At 71.5% G+C, this 18,364-nt stretch carries 14 protein-coding genes; 2 read left to right on the top strand and 12 right to left on the bottom strand.

What is annotated here, in order from left to right; translation table 11 throughout:
• From G6045_RS28765 to G6045_RS28750, 4 genes are all read right to left on the bottom strand, one after another.
• Positions 1-1,099, bottom strand: a 1,099-nt coding sequence (locus G6045_RS28765) for an XdhC family protein (protein WP_165335053.1), incomplete at its 3' end; no start/stop codon positions are given.
• A complete protein-coding gene (locus G6045_RS28760) occupies positions 1,092-3,290 on the bottom strand; it encodes a xanthine dehydrogenase family protein molybdopterin-binding subunit (RefSeq protein ID WP_165335052.1) in 2,199 nt (732 codons plus the stop codon). The genes G6045_RS28765 and G6045_RS28760, both read right to left, overlap by 8 nt.
• Complete coding sequence (locus G6045_RS28755) at positions 3,287-4,312, bottom strand: FAD binding domain-containing protein (RefSeq protein WP_165335051.1); 1,026 nt, start codon at positions 4,310-4,312, stop codon at positions 3,287-3,289. Before G6045_RS28755 ends, G6045_RS28760 begins: the two co-directional genes overlap by 4 nt.
• Positions 4,309-4,938: a 2Fe-2S iron-sulfur cluster-binding protein gene (locus G6045_RS28750; RefSeq protein WP_165335050.1), complete on the bottom strand. Its 630-nt coding sequence runs from the start codon at positions 4,936-4,938 to the stop codon at positions 4,309-4,311. The genes G6045_RS28755 and G6045_RS28750 overlap by 4 nt, the downstream gene beginning before the upstream one ends.
• Before the next feature lie 210 nt (positions 4,939-5,148).
• Here G6045_RS28750 and G6045_RS28745 point away from each other — a divergent pair, with 210 nt between their 5' ends.
• The gene (locus tag G6045_RS28745; protein WP_165335049.1) at positions 5,149-5,733 is read left to right on the top strand and encodes a TetR/AcrR family transcriptional regulator; all 585 of its coding nucleotides are present in this window, start codon (positions 5,149-5,151) and stop codon (positions 5,731-5,733) included.
• A 63-nt stretch (positions 5,734-5,796) separates the two neighbouring features.
• On the opposite strand, the gene G6045_RS28740 is transcribed toward G6045_RS28745, so the two are convergent.
• From G6045_RS28740 to G6045_RS28720, 5 genes are all read right to left on the bottom strand, one after another.
• On the bottom strand, positions 5,797-6,534 hold the full coding sequence (locus tag G6045_RS28740) for a class I SAM-dependent methyltransferase (RefSeq protein ID WP_165335048.1): 738 nt from the start codon (positions 6,532-6,534) through the stop codon (positions 5,797-5,799).
• Between the two features lie 178 nt (positions 6,535-6,712).
• Entirely contained in the window at positions 6,713-9,190 is a 2,478-nt protein-coding gene (locus tag G6045_RS28735) for an ATP-binding SpoIIE family protein phosphatase (RefSeq protein ID WP_408056374.1), read from the bottom strand.
• Positions 9,191-9,329: 139 nt separating this feature from the next.
• Positions 9,330-11,684, bottom strand: a complete 2,355-nt coding sequence (locus G6045_RS28730; protein ID WP_408056375.1) for an MFS transporter — start codon at positions 11,682-11,684, stop codon at positions 9,330-9,332.
• 191 nt (positions 11,685-11,875) lie between these two features.
• The gene (locus G6045_RS28725) at positions 11,876-12,328 is read right to left on the bottom strand and encodes an SRPBCC family protein (protein ID WP_165335046.1); all 453 of its coding nucleotides are present in this window, start codon (positions 12,326-12,328) and stop codon (positions 11,876-11,878) included.
• Positions 12,329-12,427: 99 nt separating this feature from the next.
• Positions 12,428-12,871, bottom strand: a complete 444-nt coding sequence (locus tag G6045_RS28720; RefSeq protein WP_165335045.1) for a hypothetical protein — start codon at positions 12,869-12,871, stop codon at positions 12,428-12,430.
• Between the two features lie 170 nt (positions 12,872-13,041).
• On the opposite strand from G6045_RS28720, the gene G6045_RS28715 reads away from it, so the two are divergent.
• Positions 13,042-13,605, top strand: a complete 564-nt coding sequence (locus G6045_RS28715) for a dihydrofolate reductase family protein (protein WP_165335044.1) — start codon at positions 13,042-13,044, stop codon at positions 13,603-13,605.
• A gap of 31 nt (positions 13,606-13,636) precedes the next feature.
• Here the strand turns inward: G6045_RS28715 and G6045_RS28710 are convergent, their stop codons facing one another.
• From G6045_RS28710 to G6045_RS28700, 3 genes are all read right to left on the bottom strand, one after another.
• Entirely contained in the window at positions 13,637-14,950 is a 1,314-nt protein-coding gene (locus G6045_RS28710; protein WP_165335043.1) for a S28 family serine protease, read from the bottom strand.
• 82 nt (positions 14,951-15,032) lie between these two features.
• Complete coding sequence (locus tag G6045_RS28705; RefSeq protein WP_165335042.1) at positions 15,033-16,940, bottom strand: DUF2264 domain-containing protein; 1,908 nt, start codon at positions 16,938-16,940, stop codon at positions 15,033-15,035.
• 8 nt (positions 16,941-16,948) lie between these two features.
• The gene (locus G6045_RS28700; RefSeq protein ID WP_165335041.1) at positions 16,949-18,313 is read right to left on the bottom strand and encodes a M60 family metallopeptidase; all 1,365 of its coding nucleotides are present in this window, start codon (positions 18,311-18,313) and stop codon (positions 16,949-16,951) included.
• Positions 18,314-18,364 lie beyond the last annotated feature (51 nt).

Genomic DNA, 18,364 nt, shown 5'->3' with positions numbered 1-18,364 from the left:
CCGACCCGAGCGCCCCACCGCCCCGCCCGTGCCGCACCGCCACCGTCTCCGCGACGATCGAGACCGCGACCTCCTCGGGTGTGCGTCCCCCGAGGTCGAGTCCGATGGGCGACCTCAGCCGGGCCAACTCGGCCTCGGCGACGCCCGCTTCCCGCAGCCGGCGGTTGCGGTCCTCGTGCGTGCGCCGCGAGCCCATCGCCCCGACGTACGCGACCGGCAGCCGCAACGCCAGTTCCAGGAGCGGCACATCGAACTTGGGATCATGGGTGAGCACACACAGCACGGTGCGCCTGTCGACCGAGGTCCTGGCCAGATAGCGGTGCGGCCAGTCGACCACGATCTCGTCCGCCTCGGGGAAGCGGGCCCGGGTGGTGAACACCTCGCGCGCGTCGCACACGGTCACGTGATACCCGAGGAACTTGCCCGCCCGTACCAGCGCGGCCGCGAAGTCGATCGAGCCGAAGACGATCATCCGCGGGGGCGGCAGGCTCGACTCCACGAACACGGTGAGCCCACCGGGGCACCGCGAGCCGTCCTCGGACAGTTCGACGGTGCCGGTGCGGCCCGCGTCGAGCAGCGCTTTCGCCTCGTCGGCGAGGGTCCGCGCGAGGGCGTCCGGCAGCCTTCCCTCGTACGATCCGTCCGTACGCACCATCAAGGCCTGCCCCACCAGTTCGGCCGGCCCCCGCATCACTCGCGCGAGCGCCACGCCCTCGCCCTGGCCGGCGGCCTCGACAGCCCTGGCGAACACGGCGCGTTCGGCAGCTCCGGCGGACACGGCGCGTTCGGCGCCGACCGGAGTGACCAGGATGTCGATCACCCCGCCGCAGGTCAGCCCCACCGCGAAGGCGTCCTCGTCGCTGTACCCGAACCGTTCGAGCACGGGGGCGCCGTCCACCAGCGCCTGCGCGCACAACTCGTACACCGCGCCCTCGACGCAGCCGCCGGAGACCGATCCGATGACCGTGCCCTCGGCGTCCACGGCGAGCGCGGCACCCGGACCGCGCGGTGCGCTGCCGCTCGCGCCGACAACCGTGGCGACGGCGAAGGCCCGGCCTTCGGCCAGCCACTCGGTCAGCTCCGCGGCGATGTCAAGCATCAGGAGACTCCCCAGGAAGGCCCCGCTCCAGGGACTCGCCGGCAGGACCCCCGTCCACGGACTCCCCGCAAAGGACCCGGTCCGGACGGATCGGCAGCCGACGGTGGCGTACGCCCGTCGCATGCCGGACGGCGTTGGCGATCGCCGCGGCCGCACCGACGACGCCGATCTCGCCGACGCCCTTGATCCCGATCGGATCGCCCGGCATGGGGTCGTCCACCCAGTCCGCCTCGATGTGGGCCACATCGGCATGGGAGGCGACGTGATAGCCCGCGAGATCCGCGCCCACGAGAGAGCCGGAACGCACGTCGCGCACCGCTTCCTCGTGCAGGGCCATGGAGATGCCCCAGACCATCCCGCCGACCAACTGGTTGCGCGCGGTCAGCGGGTTGACGATCCGTCCCGCCGCGAACATGCCCAGCATCCGCCGCACCCGCACCTCACCTGTGCCCGGGTCCACGGCGACCTCGGCGAACTGGGCGCCGTAGGAGTGCCGTTCGGCCGGTTCCTGTCCGGCGAGCGCGGTCGTGCTGTCCGAGCGGACCGTCAGCCCGTCGGCCGGGATGTCCACGCCGAGGGCGAGGCGCTCGCGCAGTTCCCCGGCCGCGGGGGTGATCGCCCAGGCCCAGGAGCTGGTGCCGGCCGAGCCGCCCGCGAGCCACGCGGGACCGAACTCGCTGTCGCCGATGCGGACTTGGACCCGCTCCGGCGCGACCCGCAGTGCGTCGGCCGCGACGATCTGGAGCGCGGTCCGCGCGCCCGTGCCGATGTCGGCCGCGGCGATCCGTACCGTGAACGTGCCGTCCGCCCAGGCCGTCACCGCCGCCGTGGACGGCACCGCGAAGGCGTGGAAGGTGGCCGCCGCCGTCCCGGTCCCGAGCAGCCAGCGCCCGTCGCGGCGTACGCGCGGTCGCGGATCGCGGTCCGCCCAGCCGAACCTGCGGGCGCCCTCCTCGAAGCACGCGCGCAGATTCCGCCCGGCGAACGGAAGCCCGCTCAGCGGACCCGCCGACGGCTCGTTGCGCAGCCGCAGCTCGATCGGATCGAGTCCGCAGCGCTCGGCCAGTTCGTCGAGCGCCGATTCGAGGGCGAAGGATCCGGGCGCCATCCCCGGCGCGCGCATGGACGTCGGTGTGGGCACGTCCAGGCTGACGACCTGGGCGCTGGTGCGGTGCGCGGCCGCGTCGTACAGGACACGGCCCGCGGCCGCCGCCGGCTCCACGAACGCGTACACACTCGAAGTCTGACTCACCGAGCCGTGCGACAGCACCCGCAGCCGCCCGTCGGGGTCGGCGCCCAGGCGTACCCGCTGGTCGGTGGGGCTGCGATAGCCGGCCAGGCTGAACATCTGGCGGCGGGTCATCGCCACCCGCACCGGCCGCTGGAGCTCGGTCGCCGCCATCACGGCCGCGATCTGGTGCACCCGTACGCTCTTGGACCCGAAGCCCCCGCCGACATGCTCGGACCGCACCCGTACGGTGCCGGGTTCCAGCTCGAATGCCTTGGCCAGGTCCTCGGCGGTCCAGCTCGCGCCCTGGTTGGAGTCGAGGACCTCGAGCCTGCCGTCCTGCCAGTAGGCGGTGGCGGCGTGCGGCTCCATCGGGTTGTGGTGCTCTTCCGGAGTCGTGTACGAGGCGTCGACGACCACGGCGGACGCGGCCAGCTCAGCCTCCTCGTCGCCCTTGGCCAGGGTTGCGGGCACGACGCCGTCCAGGGCGAACGCGTCCGTGCGCTCCCCCGAGAAGTCCGTGTCGTGCGGCTCGGCCTCGTACGCGACGACCAGCGCGTCGGCGCCCGCGCGCGCCTGCTCGGGGGTCTCGGCCACGACGAGCGCGACGGGCCAGCCCCAGTGCGGAACCCGGTCGTCCTGGAAGGCGCGCACGGTCGGATCGGGCGCCATGCCCATGATGCTGGGGTAATCTCCGCGTACCCGTGGGGCGTTGAGGTGGTGCAGTACGGCCACGACGCCGGGCATCGCGCGGACGGCCGCGTCGTCGACCGCCCGGATCCGGCCGCGCGCGATCGTGGACAGCACGAGGCTGCCGTGGGCGAGCGAGGTGAGCGGGATGTCGCCGGTGTAGCGGGCGGCCCCGGTGATCTTCTCGCGCCCCTCGACGCGGGTGCGGGCGGTGCCGAGTGCGGTGGGGGGTGCGGTGACGGGTGCGGTGACGGCGGGCACGGTGCTGGTCATCGGGCCGACCCCTCCTGGTCGTGGCCGGTCGGTCCGGCAGGTTCGGCGAGTTCGGCGAGTTCCGTCAGGACGGCGATCGTGAGGTTGCGCAGCAGCGTCACCTTGTACGCGTTGCCGGTGAGTGGTGACGCGGCGGCGAGCTCGGCGTCCGCGGCTGCCGCGAAGGACCCGGCATCGGCAGGCGCGCCGCGCAGGACCGCCTCGGCGGTACGCGCCCGCCAGGGCCGTGATGCCACGGCGCCGTACGCCAGCCTGACCTCCCGCACCACTCCGTCCCGTACCTCCAGGGCCGCCGCGACCGAACCGATTGCGAAGGCGTACGAGGCGCGCTCACGCACCTTGCGGTAGCGCGAGCGGACCGGCGCGGGCGGCAGGGTCACGGCGGTGATCAGCGCGCCGGACGGCAGCGCGGTCTCGCGGTGCGGGGTGTCGCCGACCGGAAGATAGAAGTCGGACAGCGCCAATTCGCCCGCGCCTTCCGCCGTTTGATACGAGACCACCGCGTCGTACGCGGCCAGGGCGACGCCCATGTCCGAGGGGTGCACGGCCACGCAGTGGTGGGAGGCGCCGAGGACGGCGGCGTTGCGGTGCTCGCCCTCGACGGCCGGGCAGCCGCTGCCGGGTTCGCGCTTGTTGCAGGGCTGAGTGATGTCCGTGAAGTAGCCGCACCGGGTGCGCTGCAGCAGATTGCCGCCGACGGTCGCCATGTTCCGCAGCTGCCCGGATGCCCCGGCGAGAACCGCCTGGGTCAACGCCGGGTAGCGGCGGCGGACTTCGGGGTGGGCGGCGAGATCGCTGTTGGTCACCGTGGCACCGATCTGCAGACCGCCCTCCTCGGTGCGGCCGATCCCGTCGAGCGGCAGCTCACGGATGTCGATCAGCCGCTCGGGGCTTTCGACCCCGGCCTTCATCAGGTCGACGAGATTGGTGCCGCCGCCGAGGAAACGGGCCCCGGGATCGGCGTCGAGCAGGGCCACGGCGCCCGCGACATCGGCGGCACGGCGGTAGGCGAACTCCTTCATGCCGCGCTCCCCTCGTCCGGTCCGGAATGCGTATGCCGTGCCCCGGCCGCGTATCCGACAGCCTGCACGATCGACATATACGCCCCGCAGCGGCAGAGGTTTCCGCTCATCCGCTCGCGGATCTCCTCCGGGGTCAGCGGCTGCGGTGCGGCTTCGGGGTGGACATCGTCGGTCACGGCGCTCGGCCAGCCGGCCGCGTGTTCCTCGATCATGGCGATGGCCGAACAGATCTGCCCGGGTGTGCAGTAGCCGCACTGGAATCCGTCGAACTCGAGGAACGCCTGTTGTACGGGGTGGAGTTCACCCTGCCCGCCGGACTCGGAGCCCGGTCCGGCGCCCTGTCCGGCGCCCGACCCGCCGACACCTTCGATCGTCGTGATCTCGCGCCCTTCGGCCGCGACAGCGAGCTGCAGACAGGCCAGCGAGCGGCGCCCGTCCACCAGGAGCGTGCAGGCCCCACACTGCCCGTGGTCGCAGCCCTTCTTGGTGCCGGTCAGATCGAGCCGCTCGCGCAGGGCGTCGAGCAGCGTGGTGCGGTGGTCGACGGTCAGCGCGTGCTTCTCGCCGTTGACGTGGAGGATGATGGCGCCGGCCGTCTGGGATGCGGTCGGGTCGGACGTGATCATGAGCAGGCCCTCTTTCGCGTGACCGCGGTGGGGGTGCAGACCGGGACCGCCATGACCGGCGGTGTCCAACGGCTGCGGATCTCGGTATCCTGGAGTCAAACGGACAGCTGTCCGTTAACCGAGAACGTACCGGACAGCTGTCCGCTTCGCAAGGGAACACGGCGACGACCACCCGCACAGGGGGACGTGGCAGGAGGAATGAGGCAGCCCATGGGCGAGCAGCGACCGGACGAGGCGCAGAAGCCGGCGGCACTGCGCTCGGACGCACAGCGCAACCGCGAGCGGATCCTCGAGGTCGCGCTGGCCGAGATGACACGCGATCCGGAGATCCCGCTGAGCGCGATCGCCCGCAAGGCGGGCGTCGGGCAGGGCACCTTCTACCGCAACTTCCCCAGCCGGGACGACCTGGTCCTCGAGGTCTTCCGGCACGAGATGGCACAGGTGGCCGAGAGCGCGGCCCAGCTCCTGGGGACCCTGCCGCCGGACGAGGCGCTGCGCGCGTGGATGGACCGGCTCGCCGAGCACGCGCTGGCGAAGGCGGGCCTGATGGAGGCGCTGCGCCACGCCATGAGCGCGACCGGCGCGCAGAAGCCGTCGCCGGCCGATCTGATGGCCGCGGTGAGCAGGCTGCTCACCGCGGGCCAGGAGGCCGGCACGTTGCGTACCGGGGTGACGGCGGAGGACTTCTTCTATCTGATCGCGGGACTGTTCAGCATCCCGGCCGACGAGCAGTGGAAGGAGCGGTCCACACGGATGCTCGATCTGGTGATGGACGGTCTGCGCGTCAGGAGCTGACCGCGGCCCTGAAGCTGACCGGAGCTCTGGACAGCGACGGGCACAGGATCCATCGGACAAACCCTAGGGCCGCCCCACCACCAGCCACTTGGACGGCAGCTCGATCCGCGACCCGTCCGCCGTGAAGTCCGTGGTGATCAGCGGCATCTCGCCACTCGCGAGGACAACGAGACCAGCCGCGGCGAACAGCTCCAGGACGGCCGCGTCCGAGACCTCCGCCGGCGCGATGCCGTGCTGGAACACCGGCAGCAGTTTGGGCGGCGGCCCCGTGGGGCCCTGGGCGAGGCCCATCAGGATCGGGCCGGCCTGTTCGGAGAGCTCCACGACGAAGGCGCGGCCCCGGGCGCCGATCAGGGCCGCGATCGAGTCCGCGAGCGGGCGGCGGTCTTCGGGTTCGCACTGGTGCAGCACGCCGCGCATATAGACGTTGGCGTCACCGAGTTCGTCGCGCAGCGCCTCGACGGCCGCCTTGTCGACGGCGTCCAGCTGCCGGTACTCGGCCCGGCCCGAGGTGTCGGGCGCGGCCTGGTCGGCATGTTCGGCGTGCTCGACCGCCGCCCGCGAGAGGTCCACACCGACGACGCGTGGGAAGCGGTCGGCGAGGAAGCGGGTCTGGGTGCCGTTGCCGCAGCCCAGGTCCACCAGCGGCAGGCCAAGGGCCGCCAAGTGCGGTTCGGCCAGGGCGAGATGGAGGCCCGCGGTCAGGGCCGGCTCCGCATCCCAGAAGACGGCGCCCTGTTCTTCCGGCGCCTCGCGCCAGAACCCCTCCCACGCCTCTTTGTACCGGCTCGTCACGCTCATGACCGACTCTCCCCAGGTTGTCGCATGTAGAGATCGGTCTACCTCCGGCACGGGCATGCGGACAAGCCACCGGCGCATACCTTCACCGATCGTTCGAGCCGTGCACGCCGCTTGAGCGCCTTCGCGCGCCCCCTGCTCTCGAGTGCCCTCGCGCCCCCGGCCCCACCTGCGGCGGGGCTCAGCGCCGGCGCCCGGGCAGCCCCAGCTCGAACCACACGGACTTGCCGGCCGCGGTCCGGCTCGCTCCCCACTCGCGCGCCAGGCGCTCCACCACGTTCAGGCCGCGTCCCGCTTCATCGGCGGGCCCGGCGCTGCACAGCGTGGGCAGGGTGTGGTCGTCGTCCTCGACCTCGCAGAGCAGGACGTCGGTCCGTACGAGCCGCAGTTCGACATGCCGGCCGTGGGCGTGCCGTACGGCATTGGTGACCAGCTCACCGACCAGCAACTCGGCGTTCTCCGCGACCGCTTGCAGATCCCAGGCCGCCAGCCGCTCGCGCACCAGGCGCCGGGCGCGGCCCACCTCGCGTGGATCCAGGGCGAGTTGCCAGTGCGCCACGTCCTCGGGCATCACTCCGTTGAGCCGGGCCATCAGGAGCGCCACGTCGTCCTTGCGGCCGCCCCGGGTGTTGAGTGCGCGGATGATCGTGTCGCAGGCGTCGTCCATCGAGGCGGCCGGGTGTGCGGCCGATTCGCAGAGCGTCGCGAGCCCGACGCCGATGTCCTCGCCGCGCATCTCGACCAGTCCGTCGGTGCACATGACCAGGCGGTCGCCGGGCGCCACCGGCACCCGTACGGTCTCGAAGGGCACTCCCCCGACGCCGATCGGGGCGCCGGTCGGCAGGTCGAGCAGTTCGCTGCGGCCGTCCTCGGCGCGCACCACCACGGGCGGAATGTGACCGGCGTTGGCGATCTGCAGCTCGCCGGCGATCGGGTCGTACACGGCGTACAGGCAGGTGGCGAGGTAGTTCTCGCCGAGCCGCTGGGCGAGGTCGTCGAGATTGCGCAGGAGCTGGGCGGGCGGCAGATCGAGCGCCGCCATGGTCTGGACGGCGGTCCTCAACTGGCCCATCATCGCGGCCGAGTTGAGCCCGTGCCCCATCACATCGCCGACGACGAGCGCGGTGCGCGAGCCCGGCAGCTTCACCGAGTCGAACCAGTCGCCGCCGACCCGCCCGAGCAGCGTGCCCGGCAGATAGCGGGTGGCGATGTCGCAGCCGGCCATCCGCGGGGCGATATGCGGCAGCATCGAGTCCTGGAGGGTCTCGGCGACGCTTTCCTGGTACGTGTACATCCGCGCGTTGTCGAGCACGAGCCCGGCACGGGCGGCCAGTTCGGCGCCGGTGACCCGGTCCATGTCGTTGAAGACCGGCCGCTCGGGGTGGCGGAGCAGGATCATGAAGCCGAGCACCACGTTGCGGGCCTTGAGCGGGACGACCAGCATCGAGCGGTTGCTGATCAGCGGCCGGATGTCCCGCTTCTCGAACTGCGCCGCAATCTTGGTGCCCATCTCCTCGCTGATCCGCGGCACGAGGACCGGCTGCCCGGTGGTCATGCACTGGAAGAACGGGGTGTGCACGGGGAACGGCATGGACTCGCCGACCGGCACCACATCGTCCCAGCGTCCCGGCTCGTCGGTGTGCTCGAGCGCGACCCGGTGCCACATGGTGGTGGCGTCCGGCGGGCCGTCGGGGAACCCCTCACCCGCGACGACCTGCTCGCGCAGATACGTCCCGGCGACATCCGTGAACCGCGGCACGACGGCCCGGCTGACCTCGATGATCGTCTTCGACAGGTCCAGTGAGGTGCCGATGCGCCCGGAGACCTCGTTGAGGAACTCCAAGTGCTCGCGCACGGCCGCGTATTCGAGATCCTCCGGCTCGTCCGGCACCTGGCGCGGCTGCGGGACCGCGCCCTGCTGTGCGGCACGGCGGCGCGCCCGGCGCTCCGCACGGCGCGGCACACCCCAGTCGGGCGTGACGGGGACGCGGTCGCTCTGGCTGAACTCCAGGACGGGGTAGCCGAGTTCCAGCACCTGAGAGACGATCCGCGAGCTCTCGCCGACGCTCATGCTCGGCAGGATCTCGGGCAGCCGGCGGGCCAGCTCGTCCGCACCGTCGAACTCGGTGTGCAGGGCGAATCCGGGAGCGATCCGCTCCACGGCGCCCGCGTCCTCGTCGTGCGCGTCGGCGTGCAGACCCGCCGCGTCCGCCGCGAGCACGAGCAGCCGCTCGGGTCCGGGACCGACCAGCGGATAGGCCCACCACAGGACGTCGATGCGGTCGGGTCCGGGGTCGCCGAGACGGGCGCGGCCCGCCGCCGTGTAGGAGGTGCGTCCGCCGAGGGAGGCCTCCAGATCGGGGCCGAAGTCGCGATACGCGTCGTAGTCCTCGTACGCCCCGCGGGCGCGCGGCTCGTCCGGGAGCGCCCCGGAGACGGGCAGCAGGTCGACGGCGGGGCGGCCCACCGCTTCCTCGCGGGTGTGGCCGAACAGCCGGCGTGCGCCGGTGCTCCAGTGCGAGACGAGACCCGCGCCGTCCACCACGACCACGGCGAGGGGGATCCGGCCGGTGACGGCGTGCTGCGCGTCCGGCTCCGGTCCGCTGCCGTGCTCCATGGGCTCGCCGCGTCCCCGCAGGGGATCCCTGGACCGTTCCATCGTCTGGGCTCCCCTCCTCCCGAAGGCGCCCGCGGGCGCACCGAAGCTCTGTGCCGACATCCCCACGGTACGGCGGTGGCGCCTCGCCATGTGCGGCAACGGGGAAATAGGGGCGCACGCGCGCCCCTCCCTCCAACTGTCAGTCCTCGTGCCCCAGTTGGAGATCCCGTTCGGTCCGCCCGCCGCCCGCCACCTGCAGCACCGTGGCCACCGGCGGGTAGCCCGCGGCGATCACCGTGTACTCGCCGGAGGACAGGTCGACGAAACGGAAGGTGCCGTCGGGGCCCGTGGTGAGCGTGTCGACCACATTTCCGGCCGCGTCGAGCAGCGTCACCCGGGCGTCCTCGACGGGCCGTCCGCCGCTCGCCCGTACGGTGCCGCGAAGCACCGCGCCGCCGGCCAGCTCGATGTCCTGCCGGGTCTCGCGCGAGGCCTGCACGCTGACGGGCAGCGCGGCCGGGCGGAAGGCGGGCGCGCTGGCGGCGAGGGTGTACTCCCCCGCCACCAACTCGTTGATCACATAGCCGCCTTCGCGGCCGCTGCGGGTGCTGGCCACCACGTCACCGCGCACGTCGGTGAGCGTCACGGCGGCGTCCCGTACGGGCGAGCCCTCGGCGGTCACGACGACTCCCGCGAGCCGCCCGGCGCCGCCGAGCACCACGTCCAGCTCGACGGGCCGTTCGCCGACCGTGACGGAGACGGCCTGCGGCTGGTGACCGCCGGCGGCCGCGATCAGGACGTACGCGCCGGGGCCCGGCGTGGACAGCGCATAGCGCCCGTCCTCACCGCTGCCGCCGCGGCCGATCTGCTGGCCTTGGACGTCGATCAGGGTCAGGGCCGCGCGTGGGACGGTACTGCCGTCGGAGTGCTGCACCGTTCCGCAGACGGGGACCCCGGCCGCGTACGCCGCACGGGCCTGCGGGATCTGGGTGGCGGGCTCGGCGGCGGGGGCGTTGTGGGACACCAGCGGTTTCTCCTTCAGGAACAGGGCGAGGACGAAGCCGAGCAGCAGCACCGGCACGAGGTAGAGGAAGATCCGCGGCATCGCGTCCGCGTACGCCTGGATGTAGCCGTCCTTCAGGGCGGGTTCCATGGCGTGGACGAGCTGCGGGGTGATCGATTCGGCGTCCGGCAGATCGGCTCCGGCCGGGAGCCGGTCGGCGAGTGCGTCGGTGAGGCGGCTGGCGAAGAGCGTGCCGAAGACCGCGGCGCCGACGCTGCCGCCGATCTGCCGGAAGTAGTTGTTGGCGCTGGTGGCGGTGCCGAGATCGGAGGGCGGCACCGCGTTCTGCACGGCGAGGATGAGCACCGGCATGATCAGGCCGATGCCGACACCGAGCACGGCCATCCAGATGCTGTACTCGAGCTGCGAGGTGTCGGTGTCCAGGAGCGAGAGCAGCCACATGCCGACGGCCGAGGCGAGCCCGCCGATGATCGGATACACCTTGTAGTGACCGGTCTTGCTGATCAGCTGCCCGGAGACGATCGAGGCGATCACGATGCCGCCCATCATCGGCAGCATCAGGAGGCCCGACTCGGTGGCGGTCGCGCCGTCGACCATCTGCAGGAAGGTCGGCAGATAGCTGGCCGCGCCGAACAGTCCGACACCGATCACCGCCCCGACGAGGCTGGTGAGGTTGAACGTCGCGTCCCGGAACAGGTGCAATGGGATGAGGGGTTCGGCCGCGTACTTCTCGGCGACGAGGAACAGGACCGTCGAGACCACGGCGCCGGCGGCGAGTCCGAGGATGACGCGGTCGCCCCACTCGTACTCCGTACCGCCCCAACTGGTCAGGAGCACAAGGCAGGTGGAGGCGGCCGCGAGCAGCACCGAGCCGAGGACGTCCAGGCGCGGCCTGACCTTGGGCTTCGGCAGCTTCAGGACGACGGCGACCACGGCGAGGGTGATCAGACCGAAGGGCACGTTGAAGTAGAAGCACCAGCGCCAGGAGGCATGGTCGGTGAAGAAGCCGCCGAGCAGCGGGCCCGCGACGGAGGCGAGACCGAAGGCGGCGCCGATCAGGCCCATGTAGCGGCCGCGTTCGCGCGGCGGGACGATGTCCGCGATGATCGCCTGCACGCCGATGAACAGGCCGCCGGCGCCGATCCCTTGGATCGCGCGGAAGGCGATCAGCTCGTTCATGGAACGCGACCAGCCGGCGAGCGCCGAGCCGATCACGAAGACGACGATCGCGAACTGGAAGACGCCCTTGCGCCCCCAGAGGTCGCCGAGCTTCCCGTAGATCGGCAGGCCGATGGTCGAGGTCAGCAGATACGCGGTGATCGCCCACGGCATCCGGTCGAGACCCTGCAGATCACCGACGATCTTCGGCAGGGCGGTGGCGACGATCATCTGCTCGAGCGCGGCGAGCAGCAGGGCGAGCATCAGACCGACGAAGACCAGCCGCACCTGGCGGGGGCTGAGGTCGGCGGACTGCTCGGCCGGCGGTCCGGGCAGTTGCGGGGGCGCCTCGGCCGGCGCCTGTTTCACCAATGTGGTCCCGCTGGTCCCGCCCACAGAGCCGCTCCCCTCGTCGCGCTTATCGCTCAATTCCCGCCAATACGCGACAACTGCGATAAGCGCGACGAGTTACGGCAGAAAACCCTCCACCGACGAGAACCACTCGAAACGGTGACCGGGGCAACTACCCTTTCGAGTGGGCCACTTCACGCGGCTGGACCGCTTCACGCGGCAGGCTTCTCCATCTCGGCGGCCAGCTTGGCGAGTACGGCGTCGTAGATCCGGCCGAGACCCTTGGGCGCGAAGGTCTTCTCGAAGAAGCCGCCGATACCGCCGGCGCCGTTCCACACGCTCTGTACGACGACTCGCGCCTTGCCCTCGCCGGCCGGGGTGACGGTCCAGGTGGTCACCATCGAGGAGTTGCGGTCCTTCTCGACCAGCTGCCCGTCGGTGGGCTCGTCGACCTCGAGCAGGCAGTCGCGGATGCGCTTGCTCGTGGCCTGCAGCTTCCAGTGCACGAGGGTGCCCTTGCCGTCGCCGCCCTCACGCACCTCGTACTCGCTGAAGTGCTCGGGCAGCAGCTTCTGACGCGTGCCGCTGTAGTCCGCGATCGCGTCGAAGACATCGTCCGGCTCCGCCGCGATGATCCGCTCGGTCACGGCTTCGACCTGGGCCATGGTTTTGCCTCCACTGCTGCGTTACGGGGTCCGGCCGGGCGATTCGTCCAGCCGGACCCATTGTGTCGCGCCACCCGGGGAGGCGGTTACGCGGGTCGGTCAGGCCTTGACATAAACGGCGCGACTGTATCCGTCGAGCTTCTGCACCAGATACGGGCCCGCGACCTCGAAGCCCGCCGGCAGCTCGGAGACGCCCTGGCCGCCGACGACCGCGTACGTGAGCAGCACTTCACCCTTCTCGACGCGGTACGTCCCGTCGATGTCCACGATCCCGGACCAGACGCACTGCACCTTGGGCGGGCAGGGCGCCACCAGGTCCTGCATCGTGAAACGGCCGTCGCGTTCGAACGTGATCCGGCGCTCGTACGCGCGCTCGGCGCCGCCCCTCGGCGAGATCCAGGTACCGGCCACCTTGCGAGGGACCTGGGCGTGCTGCCCGGTTCCGGGCCCGGGGCCGGCCGCGAAAGCCGTCGTACCGCCGAGGGCCGGGACGAGCAGCGCCACGGCCAGGACGTATCCCCGCAAGCGAGTTGATCGAGTCATGCGGACAGCGTGTGACCGGCTCGGGCGCCCGGCAAAACACATTCGGCCGACTGGCTCCGCACCTCGCCCGACATCCCGTGGTCGACTGGCCCTCGGTGCGGCCTGACCGATGACTTCTGCGCGCCGTGCCGGTCTGCAGGCCGAAGACCGACTCTCGGGAGGACGAGGCCATGCGGAAACTGACCTTCGCCATGAACACGAGCCTGGACGGCTACGTCGCCGCGCCCGGCGACGATCTCGGCTGGAGCGTGCCGAGCGACGAGCTGTTCCAGTGGTGGTCCGACCGCGTGGGCGCGACGGACCTGGCCCTTTACGGGCGCAGGGTGTGGGAGGGGATGAGCTCCCACTGGCCGACCGCCGACAAGCAGCCCGATGCCGCACCGGCGGCGATCGAGTACGCCCGCCGCTGGCGGGACATGCCGAAGGTCGTGTTCTCCTCCACGCCCACGACGGTCGACTGGAACACCCGCCTGGTCACCGGCGACGCGGTCACCGAGATCACCAGGCTCAAGGCCGAGGACGGCGGCCCCATGGACATCGTCGGTGCCACACTCGCCGCGGCGGCCATGCGGGCCGGGCTGATCGACGAGTACGTGCTCGTCACCCACCCGGTCCTGGTGGGCGGCGGCACACCGTTCTTCACAGCCCTGGACAGCTGGGTGAACCTGAGCCTGGTGGAGACCCGGCCGTTCCCCGACGGCCTGCTGCTGACCAGGTACGAGACCAGGCGCTGAGTGACCGTCGGCGGATCGGCGCGGGCTCGGTCTACGAAGCGGCCCAGCGCCGGATCGTCGCCTCGGCCTCCGCCCGGTCCTCGGCCGTCAGCCTGGGGAGCAGGGTGTTGTGGTTGGTGTCCGGTGCCACGTAGAGGTGCGAGTCGAACTTGCCGGGGGTGAACTTCTCCGCGCTCCACGGATCGTTCTGCCCGTACAGGAACATCATCTGCCGGCCCCGGGTGGTCACCCACTGGCTGACGTCGAGCATCGGCAGGGGCTGGTGCCGTCCGCGCATCTCCTCTGGCAGCACCGAGTTCGGCTGGTACAGGTCCGGGTAGCGGCGTACGTCGCGCAGGTGCTTGAACTTCAGGCCCGCCCAGCCCAGTTGGGTCGCCGCCTGGTGGTAGTAGGGGCCGTTGCCTGCCGGGCCCTGGCGCTGGTCGGCGTAGATGCTCAGGCCGTTCGCGAGCGACCAGGTGTAGAGCTCGTCGTCGGTGGCGGTCGCAGCGTCCGGGATCGTCGGGCAGTTCTCCGGCGACTTGCTCTGCCAGAAGTTCCACACCTGGTCCAGCACGGCGAATTCGTAGGCGCGGTCCGTGGAGCCGAGGTTCTCGAAGGTGTAGCCCTTCGCCGTGGCCGTGGCCTCGAAGCGCGGCAGCATCGCCGCACGGCGCACCAGCATCTCGCGCTGCACGTCGTCGAGCGCGGCCCGGCATTCGGGGGTGCCGACCGTACGGAAGAAGTCCTCGTATCCGTGGTCGTCGCTGTTCACCGCGTCGTTCGGGGCGACGTAGGCCACCACGGCGTCCAGGTCGTCCGGGTAGAAACGCTCGTGGTAGACCTGTGTCATCCCGCCCTTGCTGGCGCCCGTGCCGAGCCACTTGGCGCCGTACAGGGTGCGCAGGGTGTCGACGATGCGGTGCTCGTCGGTGGCCTCCTGCCAGACGGTCAGGTCCTTCCAGTCCACCTGCTCGGGGCGGGAGGAGCCGAAGAAGCGGTGCTCGACGCTGATCTGGTTGGCGTCGAGGAGTGTGGTGATCTCACGGGTCCCGGACGCCAGGGCGTATCCGCCGGTGTAGAAGACGACGGGCGCGCCGGTCGACTTGTGCCATAGCGTCAGGCGCTGCTCGAAGGTGCCCTTCGACGGGTCGCTGTGGTCGACCGGCTGCGTGAAGGTGAGCGTGTAGAGGGGGAAGCCGCCCTTGTCCGCCACCGAGACGACCTCCACACCGGGCAGCGCGGCCAACCGCTCCCCGATGTCGGACGCGGCGCCTGACGGGGTCTCGGCAGCGGCGGCGGGGACGGCCGCGGAGCCTGTGAGCAGGGCGGCCAGGAGCGAGGCCGGTATCGCGGAGCGGCGCATTGGGGGTCCTTTCGGGGCATGGGTCGGCTCGAGGTGTGCAGCGTGTGCGATGTGCGGGTGCGGATGTCTGTGAGGAATGTGGCTATTCCGGGCGTACGAGGTGGGTTTCGCCGTCCGGGAAGCGGATCGTGACCGTGCGGTCGGGGGCGACGTGGACGTCGACCGCCTCGCGCAGGGCGCGAGGGTGGACGGTGTCCCGGGACAGGGCGATGAGCGAGACATGCACCGTGGCCCCGCCCGGGTGCTGGGCCAGCCGAAGGCAGGGGACGGCGGAGTGCGGGCCGAAGGCGTTGGACTCCACGTCCCGCGCCACGCAGGCCTCGGTGTCCCAGCCGTGCAGGCCCACCACCGCGCTGGTCAGCCCGTCCTCGGTACGGGCCAGGGCCCAGTGCTCGCCCTGCTCGGCCGCCGGTCGCACGGAGCCCGCCACCGCGTGGCCGCCCTCGCGCAGACCGGCCGGGGCGGGGGTGTCCCGGTCCTCGGCACCGTCCACGTGGTGCACCCGCAGCTCCCACGGCCCGTACAGCAGGCTGGTGGTTACGATGCGGAACTCGCCCTCGATTCCCGGCGGTTGTGTCGTGTGCCAGGAGGACGCCGTACGCCCTTCACAGGTCAGCGGATGGATCCGGCGACGGCGTGAAGCCGTGCCGTCCGGGCCGGTCACGGCGAGGTGGTTGTCGACATTGCGCACCCAGGCGTGCGGCGCCGCCTCCGGGGCCGCGGCCGTGGAGTACGCGAACTTGGCGTAGTGCGGATCGTCCTCGCCGGGACCGTCCGGCGGATTGTGGTCGCTGCCGTGGTTGACCAGGCGGACGATGCCGTCGTGCCGGGTGCCGTGCAGCAGCCAGCCCGGTGCGGGCAGCGCGATGTACTGGTCGCCGGTCTCGACGGGCAGCGGCTCCTCCCGCTCGGTCCACACCGGATGCTCCGGCGGAAGCAGCAGCCCGAGGAAGCCCTTGCTCGCCCAGTACGGCGAGGCCGGACCCGAATACGGCTGTGTGGCGGGCAGGAACGTGTCGTACCAGCCGAGCGGCAGCAGCCCCCGCCGGTCCGGTACGCCGCGTTCCGCGAAGTGCCGCGCGACCCCGGACGTGAGCCGCCGGGTCAGCCCCGGCGCGAGCGGGCTGCAGCCGGCGAGCTCCCCCATCCACACCGGCGCCACGGTGGCGAACCGGTAGGCCAGCGAACGGCCTTGGTGCACGGGGGCGCCGTCGCCGCCGAAGAACTGCGGATACGTCTCAAGGAACTGCCGCAGCCGGTCCCGGTACGCCGCCGTGCGCTCGTCGTCCTGGGCGCCCGCTATCCGCGACCACAGCAGCGGGTACAAGTGCATCGCCCAGCCGTTGTAGTAGTCGAAGTTGCGGCCGTCGCCGTCGGTGTACCAGCCGTCGCCGAGGTACCAGTCCTCGATCCGCGCGAGGCCGTCGTCGATGTCCTGACGGCTGTGCGGAGCCCCGACGGAGGCCAGGAACTCCTCCGAAACCACCTGGAACAGGCGCCAGTTGTTGTCCCAGGTGCGGCGGCCGACGAAGCCCGAGAACCAGTCCACGGTCCGCTCCTGGACCCGCGCGTCCAGCTTGTCCCACAGCCAGGGCCGGGTCTCGTGCAGGGCGATGGCGATGGACGCCGCCTCCACCATCTGCTGGGAGCAGTCGGTGAGTTCGGGCCAGGCCTCGCCCGAGGCGCGGTCCACGCCGTTCGCCAGGCCCGTCGCGTACCGCTCGATCAGCTCCGGCTCGGCGCCGGACGAGCCGGCGATCCGGCACGCGGCGAGCAGGAAGGTCCGCGCATAGCCTTCGAGACCGTCCAGGACCACCCCGGACCAACTGTTGCGTCCGGGCAGCCGGTACTGCGCGAAGCCGGGCGTGGCATACGGCACGAGCGCGTCCAGGAGCCGGTCGGCGAGCGCCTCCCAGTGCGCGCGGGTCCAGCCGGTGCGCGGCGAACGGACCCGGTCGGCCGGGGGCAGATGCAGGTAGGGGGTGGTCATGGCGGTGGCTACTCCGTGAGCGAGCTGGGGTCGACGGGAGGCTGGGGCAGGCCGAGGGCCGCCATCTGCGCGACGCCTTCGGTGTCGATGGGGTAGCCCCATCTGCGGACCAGGAAGTCCGTCAGGTCGTGGCCGGTGACGCGGCTGAGATACGTGCCGAAGGCGCGGTAGCGCAGGTGGTTCTCGGTCTGCCAGTCGGACTGCGGGTTCTCCAGTCGGATCAGCTTGTGCAGGTCCGGCCAGATCCCGGTGCCGAAGGCCAGCTCCAGCTGACGGAGCGAGACGAGCTTCTCGTACGCGCCGAAAGACCGCTCGAAGTTCAGGCCGTCCGTGCCGAGTTTGGGCAGCGCGGACTGGAACCAGTTGAGGCCCGTGGCGGGGTTGACCGTCAGGAGGTTGGAAGTCTGGCCGAAGAGGCGCTGGGCTTCGAGGGAGTAGATGTTGACCGAGACCTCGGTCAGGCCGGCCGGGCGGTAGGCGAACTGCTGATGCAGATGGCCGAGTTCGTGGTAGAAGCCCCAGCCGCGGTTGCGCAGTCCGTCGACGGTGAGGAGGCGGTCGAGGTAGGCCCGCGGGAAGCCGTTGAAGTGGTGGGTGGCGTAGGCGCCGACCCCGGTGGGGACCTTGGTGACCTCGATGAAGTGGTAGCGGCCTGCCTTACGGGCATGGAGCGGGCGGGAGCCGTCCAGGCCGCTCACCGCGGCGTGCGAGCCGATCACCTGCTCGACGAGCCGCATCAACTCGGCGTGGTCCTGGTCGCGGTGGAGCAGCGCGGCCTCCCGGGTCACCGTGATGAGCGCGCGCGGAGAGACGAGCTCGACGTATGGGGCGGAGGTCCGGGCGTCCAACTGGTCCTGGAAGGCACCTTCGGGGGTCTTGTCCAGCTCGAAGACGGCCATCCGCTCGACGCCGGCACCGAAGGCGACCAGGGCGCGCTCGCCGTCGCCCGCGAAGCGCAGGTGGAGGGGGCCGCCGTAGGGGTCGGAGACCGTGTTGAGGCCCGCGGTCAGGGGGTAACTGCGGGGAGCCCGCTGCGCGGTGTCCACGTGGTAGTTGTCGAACAGGCCTGTGTGCAGCGTCGGCAGCACGCCGTCCAGTGGCGTGACCACGATCTGCACGCGGGTGCCGGGCGGGGCGTAGTGGCCGGTCGGAAGGAAGTCGCTGCCGCGGAAGGTGGTGGCGAGGCGCAGCCGCTCGGCCTCGGCGGCGGGGGATGCGGTGATCTGGAGGCCGGCTGTCGTGGTGGGGCTGGACGCGGTGGCGTGGTTGGTGTCGGTGGCGGCGTTGGCGTGAACGGTGCCGATCAGGGTGGCGGCGCCTGCGCCGGCGAAGGCCGCCATGGCGGTGCGGCGGCTGAGGTTGGAGTTGCGCATGGGACTCCTGCTCTCTGAGGGAGGGGTGGAGCGGGGGAAGTGACCGTGCGG

The organism is Streptomyces mesophilus, from assembly GCF_011044995.1.
GTDB classification, from domain to species: Bacteria; Actinomycetota; Actinomycetes; order Streptomycetales; family Streptomycetaceae; genus Streptomyces; species Streptomyces mesophilus.
This window is presented reverse-complemented; position numbering and strand designations above follow the sequence as displayed.

Excerpts from the sequence above, each read along its gene's own strand:
- G6045_RS28735 (WP_408056374.1), bottom strand. The coding sequence starts at position 9,190 with ATGGAACGGTCCAGGGATCCCCTGCGGGGACGCGGCGAGCCCATGGAG.
- G6045_RS28740 (WP_165335048.1), bottom strand. The coding sequence starts at position 6,534 with ATGAGCGTGACGAGCCGGTACAAAGAGGCGTGGGAGGGGTTCTGGCGC.
- G6045_RS28755 (WP_165335051.1), bottom strand. The coding sequence starts at position 4,312 with ATGAAGGAGTTCGCCTACCGCCGTGCCGCCGATGTCGCGGGCGCCGTG.
- G6045_RS28760 (WP_165335052.1), bottom strand. The coding sequence starts at position 3,290 with ATGACCAGCACCGTGCCCGCCGTCACCGCACCCGTCACCGCACCCCCC.
- G6045_RS28705 (WP_165335042.1), bottom strand. The coding sequence starts at position 16,940 with ATGACCACCCCCTACCTGCATCTGCCCCCGGCCGACCGGGTCCGTTCG.
- G6045_RS28720 (WP_165335045.1), bottom strand. The coding sequence starts at position 12,871 with ATGACTCGATCAACTCGCTTGCGGGGATACGTCCTGGCCGTGGCGCTG.
- G6045_RS28710 (WP_165335043.1), bottom strand. The coding sequence starts at position 14,950 with ATGCGCCGCTCCGCGATACCGGCCTCGCTCCTGGCCGCCCTGCTCACA.
- G6045_RS28700 (WP_165335041.1), bottom strand. The coding sequence starts at position 18,313 with ATGCGCAACTCCAACCTCAGCCGCCGCACCGCCATGGCGGCCTTCGCC.
- G6045_RS28715 (WP_165335044.1), top strand. The coding sequence starts at position 13,042 with ATGCGGAAACTGACCTTCGCCATGAACACGAGCCTGGACGGCTACGTC.
- G6045_RS28750 (WP_165335050.1), bottom strand. The coding sequence starts at position 4,938 with ATGATCACGTCCGACCCGACCGCATCCCAGACGGCCGGCGCCATCATC.
- G6045_RS28745 (WP_165335049.1), top strand. The coding sequence starts at position 5,149 with ATGGGCGAGCAGCGACCGGACGAGGCGCAGAAGCCGGCGGCACTGCGC.
- G6045_RS28725 (WP_165335046.1), bottom strand. The coding sequence starts at position 12,328 with ATGGCCCAGGTCGAAGCCGTGACCGAGCGGATCATCGCGGCGGAGCCG.